Source organism: Serratia sarumanii (assembly GCF_029962605.1).
GTDB lineage: Bacteria > Pseudomonadota > Gammaproteobacteria > Enterobacterales > Enterobacteriaceae > Serratia > Serratia sarumanii.
The window spans coordinates 1653349-1667458 of the sequence record NZ_CP124750.1; the positions used below are offsets into that span (position 1 = coordinate 1653349).

The 14110-nt window shown below is 59.8% G+C and carries 13 protein-coding genes; 9 read left to right on the forward strand and 4 right to left on the reverse strand.

The genetic code is table 11. The features are described from left to right. Positions 1–219 precede the first annotated feature (219 nt). The 9 genes from SSARUM_RS07860 (at position 220) to SSARUM_RS07900 (ending at position 8590) form a co-directional block, all read left to right on the forward strand. Positions 220–741 carry a fimbrial protein gene (locus tag SSARUM_RS07860; protein ID WP_025302212.1) on the forward strand — a complete coding sequence of 174 codons (522 nt, stop codon included), beginning with the start codon at positions 220–222 and terminating at the stop codon, positions 739–741. A 78-nt stretch (positions 742–819) separates the two neighbouring features. After that, on the forward strand, positions 820–1356 hold the full coding sequence (locus tag SSARUM_RS07865) for a fimbrial protein (RefSeq protein ID WP_033654626.1): 537 nt from the start codon (positions 820–822) through the stop codon (positions 1354–1356). A gap of 46 nt (positions 1357–1402) precedes the next feature. Beyond that, a complete protein-coding gene (locus tag SSARUM_RS07870; RefSeq protein ID WP_282494538.1) occupies positions 1403–3937 on the forward strand; it encodes an outer membrane usher protein in 2535 nt (844 codons plus the stop codon). Between the two features lie 81 nt (positions 3938–4018). After that, positions 4019–4783, forward strand: a complete 765-nt coding sequence (locus SSARUM_RS07875) for a fimbria/pilus periplasmic chaperone (protein WP_048321394.1) — start codon at positions 4019–4021, stop codon at positions 4781–4783. 69 nt (positions 4784–4852) lie between these two features. Then, positions 4853–5491: a fimbrial protein gene (locus SSARUM_RS07880; RefSeq protein ID WP_053063689.1), complete on the forward strand. Its 639-nt coding sequence runs from the start codon at positions 4853–4855 to the stop codon at positions 5489–5491. 50 nt (positions 5492–5541) lie between these two features. After that, on the forward strand, positions 5542–6096 hold the full coding sequence (locus SSARUM_RS07885) for a fimbrial protein (RefSeq protein ID WP_048321395.1): 555 nt from the start codon (positions 5542–5544) through the stop codon (positions 6094–6096). Positions 6097–6120: 24 nt separating this feature from the next. Further along, on the forward strand, positions 6121–6543 hold the full coding sequence (locus tag SSARUM_RS07890; protein WP_060428352.1) for a hypothetical protein: 423 nt from the start codon (positions 6121–6123) through the stop codon (positions 6541–6543). Further along, positions 6540–7928 carry an FKBP-type peptidyl-prolyl cis-trans isomerase N-terminal domain-containing protein gene (locus tag SSARUM_RS07895; RefSeq protein WP_060429797.1) on the forward strand — a complete coding sequence of 463 codons (1389 nt, stop codon included), beginning with the start codon at positions 6540–6542 and terminating at the stop codon, positions 7926–7928. The genes SSARUM_RS07890 and SSARUM_RS07895 overlap by 4 nt, the downstream gene beginning before the upstream one ends. After that, a complete protein-coding gene (locus SSARUM_RS07900; RefSeq protein WP_060429799.1) occupies positions 7925–8590 on the forward strand; it encodes a helix-turn-helix transcriptional regulator in 666 nt (221 codons plus the stop codon). The genes SSARUM_RS07895 and SSARUM_RS07900 overlap by 4 nt, the downstream gene beginning before the upstream one ends. A gap of 54 nt (positions 8591–8644) precedes the next feature. Here the strand turns inward: SSARUM_RS07900 and SSARUM_RS07905 are convergent, their stop codons facing one another. From SSARUM_RS07905 to deoC, 4 genes are all read right to left on the reverse strand, one after another. Next, on the reverse strand, positions 8645–10012 hold the full coding sequence (locus SSARUM_RS07905; protein WP_033646691.1) for an L-serine ammonia-lyase: 1368 nt from the start codon (positions 10010–10012) through the stop codon (positions 8645–8647). Positions 10013–10104: 92 nt separating this feature from the next. Further along, positions 10105–11403 (reverse strand): HAAAP family serine/threonine permease, encoded by a 1299-nt coding sequence (locus tag SSARUM_RS07910; protein ID WP_004938697.1) that lies wholly within the window; start codon positions 11401–11403, stop codon positions 10105–10107. Between the two features lie 979 nt (positions 11404–12382). After that, complete coding sequence (deoR, locus tag SSARUM_RS07915) at positions 12383–13147, reverse strand: DNA-binding transcriptional repressor DeoR (protein ID WP_033637797.1); 765 nt, start codon at positions 13145–13147, stop codon at positions 12383–12385. 152 nt (positions 13148–13299) lie between these two features. Further along, entirely contained in the window at positions 13300–13980 is a 681-nt protein-coding gene (deoC, locus tag SSARUM_RS07920; protein ID WP_033637798.1) for a deoxyribose-phosphate aldolase, read from the reverse strand. Positions 13981–14110: the final 130 nt, after the last annotated feature.

Genomic DNA, 14110 nt, shown 5'->3' on the forward strand with positions numbered 1-14110 from the left:
ATTTCGTTTATTTTTATATGACGGATTCATTAATGGGTGGGCCGCTGCAGACTTGCCGTTATCGACGTATTTATTGTCGATGCCTTTGGGTTTTGGCAGTTAACCAACCAGCAAGATGCTAAAGAATCAGGGCTGCGCACATATAAGCGCGAGCAGGTTTCCTGTTGCTCTTTTTCTTGATTGGAATATGCATTTTTTCTTATAAGGAATATAGGTTCTATGAAACTTAACAAAATCATGATGGCTGCAGTGATTGCATTTGGCGCAAGTTCTTTTGCACAGGCAGCCGATCAGGGACACGGTAAGGTCACCTTCACGGGCTCTATTATTGATGCGCCATGCTCTATTGCGCCCGAGTCGATCGATCAGACCGTAGATCTGGGCCAGGTTTCCAACGTGGCGTTGAAAAACGGCGGCAAATCCAACCCGCGTCCGTTTGAGATCAAACTGGAGCAGTGCGACATCACCACGCTGAAAACCGTTAAAACCACCTTCAGCGGCGTCGCATCGTCCACCGACAAGGATCTGTTGGGTATCGCGGGCACCGCCAGCGGCGCCGGCGTAGCCATCTCTTACAATGGCCAGCCGATCAAACTGGGTGAAGCGACTACCGCGCAGACCCTGAATACCGGCAACAACACCCTGCATTTCGCCGCCTACCTGCAGGGCGAAGGCGCTTCCGCCGCCATCGTTCCGGGTGATTTCACTGCCGTAGCCGATTTCACCCTGGCTTATCAGTAAGTGAGCCCGAAGGCTTAATCAACCAGGCATGGGGTTCGCCGCATGCCTGGTGAATCTCCCTGTCAAAGGAATGTCGCGATGTTTTTACCAAGGAATCGAGCGGGTGCCGTTCTTTTGGCGTCGTTGGCGTTTGCGCCCGGCCATGCAACTTCCGCCGCGCAGGGGTGGGGCAAAGTCAACATGCACGGCGCCATTATCGACACCGCCTGCGCCATTGCCGCCGGCAGCCGCGATCAGACGATCGATATGGACACTATTCCTCTCGGGCAGATCATTCGTGACGGCCAGGGGATGACCAAACCTTTCAGTATCGAATTGGTCAATTGCATTTTGGAACGGCCGGAAAACAAGCCTGACTGGAAATTCTTTCAGGTCACGTTTGATGGTTATGCGGAAGGCGCTCTGTTTGGCGTACAGGGCGATGCGCGCGGCGTTGCATTGGAGATAAAAGACAGCAGCGGCACGGCGGTTATTCCAGGGAAACCTTTGCCGATGGAGGGAATAATACCGGGGAACCGAGTGCTGAATTATTCCATGACGTTGATGCCGAATCACCAGCCGTTGAAGGTGGGAGCGTATTTTTCCACAGTGCGTTTTAAGCTGGATTATTTTTGATTTTTTCTCGTACTGACGGTTAATTCGTTATTGAAAGGACTTTATTATGCTTTCACCGGCAGGGAAGTTATTTCGTCTTCAGGCCTTGGGGCTTTGCGTTGCCCTTTCTCTGGGAAATCCAATCGCGTTGGTCTATGCCGCCGACGTGATTCAATTCAATACCGACGTATTGGACATCAACGATCGCAAAAATATCGATCTGAGCCAATTCACGCGCAGCGGCTACATCATGCCGGGCGTTTATACCATGGTGGTGCACGTCAATAAGAACGATCTGCCGGAACAGCCGGTGACGTTTATGGCGCCCGAGAACGATCCTAAAGGCAGCGAAGCCTGTCTTTCGCCGGAGTTGGTCAACCAACTGGGGCTGAAAGAAAAACTGTTAAGCACGCTGAACTGGACGCACGGCGGCCGTTGCCTTGACGCCTCCAGCCTGGCGGGGATGGAAGCCCGCGGCGATCTTGCCAGCTCCTCACTGTATCTCAACATTCCTCAGGCCTATCTGGAATACAGCTCGGAAAACTGGGACCCGCCTTCGCGCTGGGATGACGGTATTCCTGGGCTGCTGTTTGACTATAACGTCAACGCCCAAACGCAAAAACATCAGAAGGGCGGCAGCAGTTACAGCCTGAGCGGCAACGGCACCGGCGGCGCCAACCTGGGCGCCTGGCGTCTGCGCGCCGACTGGCAGGCCAACCTCAACCATCAGACCGGTTCTTCTCAGCCGACCGACAAACAGTTCGACTGGAGCCGCTATTACGCCTACCGGGCGATCCCGGCGCTGCGTTCGCGGCTGACAATGGGTGAGGATTACCTGAACTCCGACATTTTCGACAGCCTGCGCTTTACCGGCGTCAGCCTGCGATCCGACGACAGCATGTTGCCGCCCAACCTGCGCGGCTATGCGCCGGAAGTGACCGGCGTGGCGAAAACCAACGCCAAGGTGGTGGTCAGCCAGCAGGGGCGCGTGCTGTATGAAACGCAGGTGGCGGCGGGGCCGTTCCGCATTCAGGACATCAACGATGCGGTTTCCGGCGAGCTGGACGTGCGCGTCGAAGAGCAGGACGGCAGCGTGCAGGAGTTCAAGATGAACACCGCCAACATCCCTTATCTGACGCGGCCGGGTACTGTGCGTTACAAGCTGGCGACGGGCAAGCCGTCGGAGTGGGGGCACCATCTGCGCGGGCCGATGTTCGGCACCGGCGAGTTCTCCTGGGGGATCAGCAACGGCTGGTCGCTGTACGGCGGAGGCATCGCCGGCGGCGATTACAACGCGCTGTCGCTGGGGATCGGGCGCGATCTGATGGCGCTGGGGGCGCTGTCGTTCGATGCCACGCAGTCGCGTGCGCGTTTGCCGCAGGATGGCACGCTGACCGGCGGTTCGTACCGGCTGAGCTATTCGAAGAACTTCGATGAATACGACAGCCAGGTCACCTTCGCCGGTTACCGCTTCTCTCAGGAAGACTTCATGAGCATGGGGGACTACCTGGATGCGCGTTACGAAGGGGGGCGCAGCGGCAAGAGCAAGGAGATGTACACCATCACCTTCAACAAACAGTTCCGCGATCTGGGGCTGAGCACTTATCTCAACTACAGCCACCAAACCTACTGGGATCGGGCGCCGAACGATCGTTACAACCTGATGGTGTCGCGCTACTTCGACATCGGCGATTTCAAAAACGTCAGCGTGTCGCTGTCGGCCTATCGCAACCGTTACAACGAGCGCAACGACGACGGGATGTATCTGTCGCTGTCGCTGCCCTGGGGCAGCGCGGGCACGCTCAGTTACAACATGACGCTCGATCGCGAAGAGAACGCCCACCGGGTCGGGTACTACAACCGGGTCGATGAACACAACAACTATCAGATCAGCGCCGGCGCCGCACGCAGCGGAGCGACGGCCAGCGGTTATTACAGCCATCAGGGCGACATGGCGCAGATCAACGCCAACGCCAGCTACCAGGCCGGCCGCTACAGCGCCGTCGGCATCGGCGCACAGGGCGGCCTGACAATGGCGGCTGAAGGAGCGGTGCTGCACCGCGTCAATACGCCGGGCGGCACGCGTTTGCTGCTCGATACCGAAGGCGTCGCCGGTGTGCCGGTGCGTGGCTACGGCAATACGGTGCTGACCAACCGTTACGGCAAGGCGGTGGTGGCGGATGTAAACAGTTACTACCGCAACAAGGCCAGTATCGATCTCAACAGCCTGAGCGACAACGTCGAGGCGACGCGTTCGGTGGTGCAGGCCACGTTGACCGAGGGGGCCATCGGCTACCGCAAGTTTGAGGTGATTGCCGGCGAGAAGGCGATGGCGATCGTCAAGCTGGCGGACGGCAGCGAGCCGCCGTTCGGCGCCACGGTGCTGAATGCCCGCAAACAGGAGACCGGCATCATCAATGACGGCGGAAGCGTTTACCTGTCCGGCCTCAATCCCGGCGAGCGCATGAGCGTGCACTGGAACGGCGCGGCGCAGTGTGAAATCCAGCTGCCGGCGCCGCTGCCGGCCGAAATGTTGATGAACACGTTGCTGCTGCCTTGCCGTCCTCTTGCCGGCGACAAGCCGGCGGCCGACGCCAACTGACATACACCCGGCGGAGTGCGCTCCGCCGCTAAACCGCCGGGGCGGGCTCGTCCGCTTCCGGCCGACTGGAACCGTGAAGACATGATGAATCTGACTATGACCAGAAAGACCGTTTTCCTTGTGGGCCCGCTCGCCGCCGCGTTGACGATCGGCGCGGTCAGCCTGCCCGCTCATGCGGCCATCGCGCTGGATCGCACGCGCGTGATTTTCGACGGCGACCTGAAAACGGTCAGTCTCAACATCAGTAACCAGAACAAACAGTTGCCGTATCTGGCGCAGGGATGGATCGAAGACGATCGCGGCAACAAGATCCAAAGCCCTTTCACCGTGCTGCCGCCGGTGCAACGGGTGGAACCGGGCAAACCGAGCCAGGTGAAGATCCAGTCGCTGCCGGCGGCGCGTCAGCTGCCGCAGGACAGGGAGACGCTGTATTACTTCAACCTGCGCGAGATCCCGCCGCGCAGCAATAAGCCGAACACGCTGCAGATAGCGCTGCAGACGCGCATCAAAATGTTTTATCGCCCGGCGGCGCTCGCCCCGAAAAAGAATGCCGCACCGTGGCAGGAGCAGCTGACGCTGACCCGGCAGGGCGACAAGTACGTAGTGAACAACCCGACCCCGTATTACGTGACGATCGTTGAGGCGAGCGCCGGCAAGGGCGGGAAAGGGGCGGCGGGCTTTGAACCGCTGATGGTGGCGCCGAAGGCCAGCGCCCCGCTGAACGTCTCCGCCGCGAGCCTCGGCAACGGGCCGTCGCTGGCGTACATCAACGATTACGGTGGGCGGCCGCAGTTGAACTTCCGCTGCGCCGGCAATGCCTGCCAGGTCGTGCCGGTCGCCAAATGACGAGCCGCGCCAGCAGGGAAGACAGAGTGAACACAGCGGAGTGAACGAATCATGCAACGAAAGATCCCCATGTTGTTGGGAAAAGCCTATGAACGTCATCAGCGACGCACTATCGGCCTGACGGTGTTGGCCGCGCTGATGGTGCCGCTGACGGCGGGCACGATGCTGATGCTGATGCCGCCGGCCCGCGCGGTGGACAACTGGGAGGTGGAGGGCGCGAACGGCACGCTCCACGTCTACGGCGCGTTGACGGAAAGCGCCTGCAGTCTGGAAATGACCACCGCTCGTCAGGAAGTGTGGCTGGGGGAGACGGGAACGGCGCATTTTCAGCGCCCGGGCGATCGCGGCACGCCGGTGGCGTTCGAGCTGACGCTGAAAGACTGCCTGCGGGCGCCGGCGAGCAACCGCGACGCCTGGACCGGGGTGCTGGCCTGGAGCGGCAGCCAGCCTGCGGTGTCCGTGGCGTTTGCCGCGCCGACGGATGACGACGCGCCGAGCCTGGTCAGGGTCGCCGGCGTCACCGGCTTGGGGTTGCAGTTGGCGGATGCCAGCGGCCTGCCGGTGCGCCTCGGCGCGCGTAACAAACCGATCTTGCTGACGCCGGGGCAAAACACCCTGACGTATACGGTGACGCCGGTGCGCACCCCGGCGACGCTGAGCGCCGGCGCCTACCGTGCGGCGATCGATTTCCGCCTTTATTACGACTAATACGCCGCTTGCGCCGAGCCGGCGCAAGCCTAACCAAAGGGAGTGGCGTCATGCGCGCGACAGAGACGAACCGGCGCCGGAGCGCGCTGTTGGGGGCAGGCATGGTCATGGTGGCCGGCATGATGGCGCAGCCGGCGGACGCGGCGGAAAACATGCGCTTTCACGGGACGCTGGTGGCCGAGCCGTGCGTCATTCAGCCGGGAGATGAGGATATCCAACTGGATTTCGGCACCATCGTCGACAAATACCTGTATCTGAACACCCGCACCCATAGCCAAACCTTCGCGTTGCACCTGACCGAGTGCGATCTCAGCCTGGGCAATACGGTGGCCATTACGTTTACCGGCACCGAGAACGCCAAACTGCCCGGCCTGCTGGCGCTGGATGCCGGCAGCATGGCTTCGGGGATCGGCATCGGGTTGGAGGACAGCAGCGGCAAGGCGCTGCCGCTCAATCGCGCCAGCGATAAATTCCGCCTGAATGCCGGCAACACCACGCTCACGCTGCAGGCCTATGTGCAGGGGGAACCGGAGGCTATCCAAACGAAGACCATCGGCCGCGGCACCTTCAGCGCGGTGGCCACTTTTACGCTGGAATACGAATAAGCGTCTACAAGGACAAAAAACGCAATGATGATAAAGCCCCTCAATCGCGCCCTGCGCATGGGCCTGCTGTGCCTGTTGGCGTTGAGCGCCGCCGCCTGTCAAAACCAAAAATCGGGCAAACCCGCCGTGAACACCCAAAATCAGGCTGTGCAAGCGCCGTCAGAAGAGGCTTTGCGCAAGCAGCGTGAGGCCGAGCAGCTGCAGCAGTGCCAGCAGCAACTGGGCGCATTGCGCACCATCAACGAGAAACAATATCAGCGCTATAAACAGGCCTTCGACAGCCTGATGAGCGGCGCTTCGCAGTACGCCAATCTACGCGCCCGGGTAAACGGCGACACGCAGGAGACGGTGGATGCGCTGTATCGCTACAAGGTCAACTATCTGTGCGCCGGGGTGAATCAGGCGGTGTTGACCGGGCTGGCGGATCGCGGAGAGCAGGTTAAATGAGGCTGCGTCTGTTCGGCTGTGTCGCTCTGCTGTTCACCGGCGTTGCGCAGGCGGACGACGGCGTGCCTGCGCTGCTGCAGTTTGCCGAGCAGTATCAACGGCAGAGCACCGGGCCGAAGAGCGAAAACGCGGCGCCCGCCGACCATGCGTCGGGGCAAAAAAAGCGTGAGCCGGCGAAGCGCCCGTCGGACACCCAACAGCCGGCTTCACCGGCCAAAGCTTTTACGCTGAGCCAGGCATTATTGGCGCGTGACCAACAGCTGGCGCGCCAGCGAATGGAACTGACGATGTTGCGCCAGGAACTTGCCGCGCTGCGGGCGGAGAAAGCGGCGCCACCCGTCGCGACGTTGCCTGATTCGTCAACGCTGCAACAGTGGATCGCCGGGCTGGGCGCCGCCTGGCGCGGTTCGCCCGATGCCCAGCGCGCCGAGGCGCTGCTGCGTCAGGCGACGCAGGAAACCGCCAAAACCAAAGCGGCGGCGATGCAGGCCGAACGGCGCGCCAGCGAGCTGGAGTCCGCCGCGCAGGCATCGGCACAGACGCTTGCACAACGCCAGCGCGAGCACCAGGAGGCGCTGCACGCTCTGCGCGCCGCGTTGGAAGCGAGTGAGCAGAAGCGAGCTGCTGAGCAGAAGGCGACTCAGCAGGCGCGCGAGGCGCTGTTGGCGCTGCATCAGCGGCTGCAATGGGAGATGACGCCGGAGCAGTTGAAGGATGAACGCAAGCGTTTGTCCTACGCGGCGGGCAGTGCGCTGGGGCGCGACATTCAGGGGGTAGTGGCGGAGCGTCAAAGCTGGGGCGTACCGGTGGATCGCGACAGCCTGTTGGCGGGCGTCATCGATAGCGTGTCGGGGCGTTTGCAGCTGCCGCCGGATGAACTGAATGCGCTGACGGCGCAGGCGGATGCCGCCGCCGTGGCCGCGCGTGAGAAACGCGTTAACGAACAGCGGCGGCGTGACGAAGATTACCTGGCGCAGTTCCGTCAACAAAAGGGCGTTAAGCCGTCGGCGATGGGCTTCTGGTATCGGGTGGATTACGCCGGGGAGGGGGCGTTGGCGCCAACGGCGGTGGTCGATGTGGTGGTGAAGGAGAAACTGACCGACGGCACGGTGATCCAGGATATGGAACTGAGCGGCAAGGTGCTGTCGCAACCGCTGTCCGAATATCCGCCGCTGTTTCGGGAGGCGATAAGCCATCTGCATAACCACGGTTCGCTGACGATGGTCGTGCCGCCGGCGCTGGCCTACGGCGAAACCGGCTATCCGCCGAAGGTGCCGCCCAACGCCACCATGGTTTATGAATTACGCATCGACAACAGCCAGGCACCGGCAAAGGGTGCCAAGGCGGTTAAACGGGAAGCCGACACGGCGGGAGGGCAGGGATGAACACCATGATAAAAATCGCGCTATTTGATGAAAACCGTTACTTCAGCGCCGGTTGGCAGGAGGCCCTGGCGCTGCACTTCAGCACTTACGGCAAGCGCACGCTGTTACTGGATGCGCAGCAGGTTCACGAAGCCGATCTGGTGTTCTGCTATTTTCCTCCCGGCGTGCAAAGCTGTTTTTGTCACTTCTTTGAGGCGCAGGCTGCGGGGCGCCAAACGCTGTATTTCTCGTTGCGAACGCCGGAGGGGCGGCATAAACGCACCTTCGGCACCCGCTGCGCGCTGGAGGCCGGCGTCATCTACCACGATACGCCGCTGGTATCGGCGCTGTATCAGGTGAACGCCGAGTTGGAGCGGCGCAGCAAATGGCCGGGCAGGCCGAGTTGTGGCATGAACTGCGTATGCCAGCACCGAGGCCTGACGCTGCGCGAACAGGAGATCATGCGCTGCATGACGCGGGAGATGGGAGTGACGCAAATCGCACGGATGCTGGACATCAGCGTGAAAACCGTCAGCAATCACAAGATGAGCGTTATGCGCAAGATGGGATTCCGGCGTAATGCCGAACTTTACGGCTGGCTGCGGCACAGTGCCCGTCCCGGCGCCGTGGGGGCGCGAGCCGGCATTCAGCCTGGCATTGCGGCAGGGAAGGCGCAGCACTGAGACGGCGCCGGCTCAATCGGAGCGGCCGGCGCCTTAAGTGCCTCGCCGTGGCGGTCAGTTGCAGGCCACGACCTTGATCGCCAGCCCGCCCTGCGAGGTTTCGCGGTATTTGGCGTTCATGTCTTTGCCGGTTTCGTACATGGTTTCGATCACCTTATCCAGACAAACTCGCGGTTCGCTGGTGCGGCGCATCGCCATGCGTGCGGCGTTGACCGCCTTGACGGCGGAAATGGCGTTACGCTCGATGCAGGGCACCTGAACCTGGCCGGCGAGCGGATCGCAGGTCAGCCCCAAATGGTGCTCCATGGCGATCTCCGCCGCGATGCACACCTGCGCTGGGCTGCCGCCCAGCAGCTCGGTCAACCCGGCCGCCGCCATCGAACAGGCCACGCCCACTTCCCCCTGGCAGCCCACTTCGGCGCCGGAGATCGAGGCGTTCATCTTGTACAGCGCGCCAATCACGCCGGATGCCAGGAAGTAACGGGTGTAGGAGTTGGCGTTTACCGGACGGATGAACTTGTCGTAGTAAGCCAGCACCGCAGGAATGATGCCGCAGGCGCCGTTGGTCGGCGCGGTGACCACGCGGCCACCGGCGGCGTTCTCTTCGTTGACCGCCAGCGCGAACATGTTGATCCAATCGACCACGTTCATCGGGTCGATATTGTTCTTGTCTCCGGTCACCAGAATGCGGCGCAGCGCGGCGGCGCGACGCGGCACCTTCATCGGGCCGGGCAGCAAGCCTTCGGTGTTGATGCCGCGCTCGATACCGGCGCTCATCACCTGCCAGACGTCGGCGAAGTGCGCGTCGATATCGGCCTTGCTGCGCAGCGCCAGCTCGTTCTGCATCACCAGGCCGGACAGCGACAGCCCGGTGTCTTTGCAATGCTGCTGCAGATCGTGCGCCGATTTGAACGGGTAGGGCACCGGCGTGGCGCCCTCGGCAGACTGGCCGAAGTGCTCTTCGTCGACGATGAAACCGCCGCCGATCGAGTAATAGGTTTTGCTGTGCAGCAGGCGCTCACCGGCGAAGGCGCGGATGCGCATGCCGTTTTCGTGCAGCGGCAGGTTATCACTGTGGAAATTCATGCCGCCGTGCTGCGGGAAATCCACCTCGTGATGGCCGTTGGCCAGCGGCAGGCGGCCGCGCTGTTCGACGTCGCGGATAAAGCCGGGAATGCTGTCGATGTCCACGTCGTGCGGCAGGTTGCCGGCCAGGCCCATGATGATGGCGATATCGGTGTGGTGGCCTTTACCGGTCAACGACAGCGAACCGTACACGTCGACCACCACGCGGGTGGTGTCCTGCAACTGCTGGTGGGCGATCAGATCGTCGACGAACTGTTTGCCGGCTTTCATCGGGCCAACGGTGTGGGAACTGGATGGGCCGATGCCAATTTTGAAAATATCGAAAACGCTGACCATGGTCTCGCCTCCTTCTTCAGGTTTCAGGCGGTGAATACGGGAAATGGGGGAGTGCGGGAGGGCCGGCGCGCAGCGGCGCCGGCCGGACGTGATTAGCCGAGCAGGCTGAACACGATAGCAGAGATGGCGATCAGACCCATCACAACCACGAACACGTTGCTGATGTGGCCGCTGTACTTGCGCATGGCAGGCACTTTACGGATGGCATACATCGGCATCAGGAACAGCAGCATGGCGATGATTGGGCCGCCCAGGGTTTCGATCATGCCCAGGATGCTTGGGTTCAGGGTGGCGACGATCCAGGTGGTCACCAGCATGAAGATAGCGGTCATGCGGTTCAGCTTGGCGGTGCTGACGGTTTTGCCGCGGCTCTTCATCGACTTGGCAACCAGGCCGTTGAAGCCTTCACGCGCGCCCAGGTAGTGGCCCAGGAACGATTTGGTGATGGCGACGAAGGCGATAACCGGCGCGATGTACTCGATCATCGGGTTATTAAAGTGGTTAGCCAGGTAAGACAGAATCGAGATGTTCTGCGCCTTGGCTTCCGCCAGGTTTTCCGGCGTCAGGCTCAGCACGCAGCTGAACACGAAGAACATTACGGTCAGCACCATCATGATGTGTGCGTAGGCCAGAATGCGGGAGCATTTCTTCTCGGCGTCTGCGCCGTACTCTTCACGTTTGGCGACGGCGAAGGCGGAGATGATCGGCGAGTGGTTGAAGGAGAACACCATTACCGGGATCGCCAGCCACAGGGTCATGATCAGGCCGTGGCCCATGCCGGTACCGCTGCCGGACAGCGACACGTTTTCGAAGATGGCGCCGGTCCAGTTAGGGATCAGATACACCGCCAGCAGCATCAGCACCGCGACGAACGGGAAGACCAGGATGCTCATGGTTTTCACGATGGCCTGCTCACCGAAGCGCACGATGGTCATCAGGCCGACGATCAGGATCAGCGACAGGATGGCGCGCGGTGGCGACGTCATACCCAACTGGTGGGTGATGAAGCTGTCGACGGTGTTGGTGATCGCCACGCTGTAAACCAGCAGAATCGGGTAGATGGCGAAGAAGTACAGCAGGGTGATCAGTTTACCGGCGGTGATGCCGAAGTGCTCTTCTACCACGGCGGTGATGTCTTCACCGGGATTCTTGCCGGACAGAACGAAACGGCACAGGCCGCGGTGGGCAAAGAAGGTCATCGGAAAAGCGATGATGGCCATGATGATCAGAGGAATCAAACCGCCGATGCCGGCGTTGATTGGCAAGAACAGGACGCCTGCGCCGATGGCGGTGCCGTACAGGCCCAACATCCACATGGTATCCGTTTTACGCCAGGTACTGCTGGAGCCCGAGGCCGCAGAGGCAATTGTGCCGGTCTGTGTAGTGTCCATAAATATCTCCGAAGTGAACACGAATTTAAAATTAAAAGGCAAAACTTAAGGTTAAACCGTCAAACGTCCTATTCAGGCAACGCTTGCGGTAAGAATCAGGTGTTGCTTGCGGGGATGTTTTGGCGTCCCCCTGGTTGTTTATTGTGTTCATTACCAAGGCACAGCGCCGGGTAATTCACTAAAGACTTTTCACCGTCACGGGCGATAAAAGTCGTTACCGCTGCCGACAGGTCTTTGCCTGTCGATTTTTGTTGGCGGCAAGATAACGATTTACAGTAGAAACAACCGTGATCCTGCTCTCAAATGCGCAATATGTGCAGTTATCTGCTTTTTTATCGATTTTTCGCGCATTTGTTGCACATTTGTGTAAGATTTTGTGCTGAGAACGCTCTCATAATAATTTCTGCGATTATGCGGTTTGTACAATAATTAGCCGGATAAAGCGCTGTGCTCAGCAGCAAGCCGAGCAATATATTTTATGCGTGGTTTTGGATCTAGCGAAAAACCCGGATTAAGCAGTTTTAGTGATGTGGATCACATTGTATTTTTAAGTAAAATTTCATTCATCGATTTGTTTTTAAATGGTTTTTAATGAAAATCGCCGTTAATAACGAAGGGAAATTACTTACGTGGTTAGCGGATAGAAATGCGTAACCATTCATCATATAAATAACAGATGCCTAACAGGTATTGGCGATATTTGCTTCAACCGCTTAAACCGCCGTTTATTTAAACATCGCGGCCTTTGGCGCGATTTATCATATAAAAGCCATAAATAGTCGTTAATTTACCCAGCCGGCAGCGGGTTTAGCCTGCGAGAAAATAATCACCCGGGTGACCTGTTGCATTTTATTAACCTGATGTTGCGTGCGGATAAGCGAAAAACGCGAATCGATTGCGCATTATTTGTTCATTTTCGGGCGGGGAAAGAAGGGGATTGCAGCGGTGCGCCGTCGGTTTCGACGGCGCAGAAGGCGAATTAATAGCGGGTAGCGATGGCGTTGTCGTTGAAGAACGCCATGAAGTCGGCGTCCGGTTGGCGGTCGCTGATCACCCGATCGAACTGCGTCAGCGGGCCGATGCAGGCCGGTTTGGTTTTGCCGAACTTGCTGTGATCCGCCACCAGGATCTTTTGCTGCGCCATCGCCATGGCGCGATGCTTCATCTCCAGCTCGTCGAAGTTGAAGCAGGTGGCGCCGTGCTGCAGGCTGAGGCCGGCGGCGGAGATAAAGGCGATGTTCGGGCAGATGTGATCGAGCTCGTTGCGGCCGCCGACGCTGGAAAAGATGTAGTTGTTCGGCTTGAACTCACCGCCGCACAGGACCACTTTGCAGTTCGGTTTGTCCTGCAGCGCCAGGAAGGTGTTCAGCGAATGACACACGGCGGTGAAGATCAGCTCGTCGGCGATGGCGTCGATGATCGCCGGGGTGGTGGTGCCGCAGTCGAAAAACACCGTGTCGTTTTCATTGATCAACGGCGCCGCCAGCAGGCCGATGCGCCGTTTCTCCGTCACCTGCTTGGCTTTTTGATCGGAAACGAAGTAGTTGGTGACGCCGTTGCTGCGCGGATCGGTCACCACGTAGCCGCCGAGCAGCACCACCGCCGCCGGTTCGGCGCTCAGATCGCGGCGAATGGTCATCTCCGAGACCCCCAGCAGCACGGCGGCTTCTTTCAGGTGGATCTTGTCAGCGCGTTTTAACGCCTGAACTAACCGGTTGATACGTTCTTCGCGCCGCGTTTCCATAGATCCGTCTTCCCACAGGTAGTAGATGTAAGGGCGTGCCGGCGTTTCCGGCGTTAAACACAAACGATGCGGGGCAATATCGGGCCGCATTGGCCGCCCGTATTGTCCCGCATCGTTGTGTATTGGCTATGCCCGTCAGGGCATGCCGACGATCAGTAGCTGCCCGCCGCCGGCTGGGCGCCGGATACGATGGCGACGCCGGAGCTGGTGCCGATACGCGTGGCGCCGGCGTTGATCATCTTCTCGGCGGTGGCGCGATCGCGCACGGCGCCGGAAGCTTTCACGCCCATTTCGCTGCCCACGGTCTCGCGCATCAGTTTGACGTGCTCTTCCCGAGCGCCGCCGGTGCTGAAGCCGGTAGAGGTTTTCACGAAGGCGACATCGAGTTCGCGACACATTTCACAAACCTGGACGATCTGCGCATCGCTGAGCAGGCAGGTTTCCAATATTACCTTCAACGGGATAGCCGCGCAAACCTCGCGCACGGCGGCGATGTCGGCTTTCACTTCGTCCAGCAGGCCGCTTTTCAGCCAGCCGACGTTGATCACCATATCGATCTCTTGCGCGCCGGCGGCGATCGCCGCTTTGGCTTCAAAGGCTTTGGCGACGGTCAGGCCGGCGCCCAGCGGGAAGCCGATCACCGAGCAGACTTTCACGGTGCTTTCCTGCAGCAGCTGGGCCGCCAGCGGCACGTAGCCGGAGTTGACGCATACCGCATAGAAGTTGTGCTGCTGCGCTTCTTCGCACAGTTTGGCGATCTGCAGTTCGGTGGCGTCCATCGCCAGCAGGGTGTGGTCAACGTAGCTGGCGTAATCGATGTTTTCGGTGGTCATCGCGATTCCTTAGTGAAGTTAAGACAGTAAGCCGGATGGGTAATGTGAAAATAATAACATTCAGATGCCGATAAACCTAGCGATGTTTAAAAAATGTCGACGAGATCGTCGCGAACAGGCCGTTATACGT

Coding starts and splice junctions, on each gene's coding strand:
- deoC (WP_033637798.1), bottom strand. CDS start 13,980: ATGACCACCGAAAACATCGATTACGCCAGCTACGTTGACCACACCCTG.
- SSARUM_RS07890 (WP_060428352.1), top strand. CDS start 6,121: ATGATGATAAAGCCCCTCAATCGCGCCCTGCGCATGGGCCTGCTGTGC.
- SSARUM_RS07900 (WP_060429799.1), top strand. CDS start 7,925: ATGAACACCATGATAAAAATCGCGCTATTTGATGAAAACCGTTACTTC.
- SSARUM_RS07885 (WP_048321395.1), top strand. CDS start 5,542: ATGCGCGCGACAGAGACGAACCGGCGCCGGAGCGCGCTGTTGGGGGCA.
- SSARUM_RS07880 (WP_053063689.1), top strand. CDS start 4,853: ATGTTGTTGGGAAAAGCCTATGAACGTCATCAGCGACGCACTATCGGC.
- SSARUM_RS07895 (WP_060429797.1), top strand. CDS start 6,540: ATGAGGCTGCGTCTGTTCGGCTGTGTCGCTCTGCTGTTCACCGGCGTT.
- SSARUM_RS07875 (WP_048321394.1), top strand. CDS start 4,019: ATGATGAATCTGACTATGACCAGAAAGACCGTTTTCCTTGTGGGCCCG.
- SSARUM_RS07865 (WP_033654626.1), top strand. CDS start 820: ATGTTTTTACCAAGGAATCGAGCGGGTGCCGTTCTTTTGGCGTCGTTG.
- SSARUM_RS07910 (WP_004938697.1), bottom strand. CDS start 11,403: ATGGACACTACACAGACCGGCACAATTGCCTCTGCGGCCTCGGGCTCC.
- SSARUM_RS07870 (WP_282494538.1), top strand. CDS start 1,403: ATGCTTTCACCGGCAGGGAAGTTATTTCGTCTTCAGGCCTTGGGGCTT.
- SSARUM_RS07905 (WP_033646691.1), bottom strand. CDS start 10,012: ATGGTCAGCGTTTTCGATATTTTCAAAATTGGCATCGGCCCATCCAGT.
- SSARUM_RS07860 (WP_025302212.1), top strand. CDS start 220: ATGAAACTTAACAAAATCATGATGGCTGCAGTGATTGCATTTGGCGCA.
- deoR (WP_033637797.1), bottom strand. CDS start 13,147: ATGGAAACGCGGCGCGAAGAACGTATCAACCGGTTAGTTCAGGCGTTA.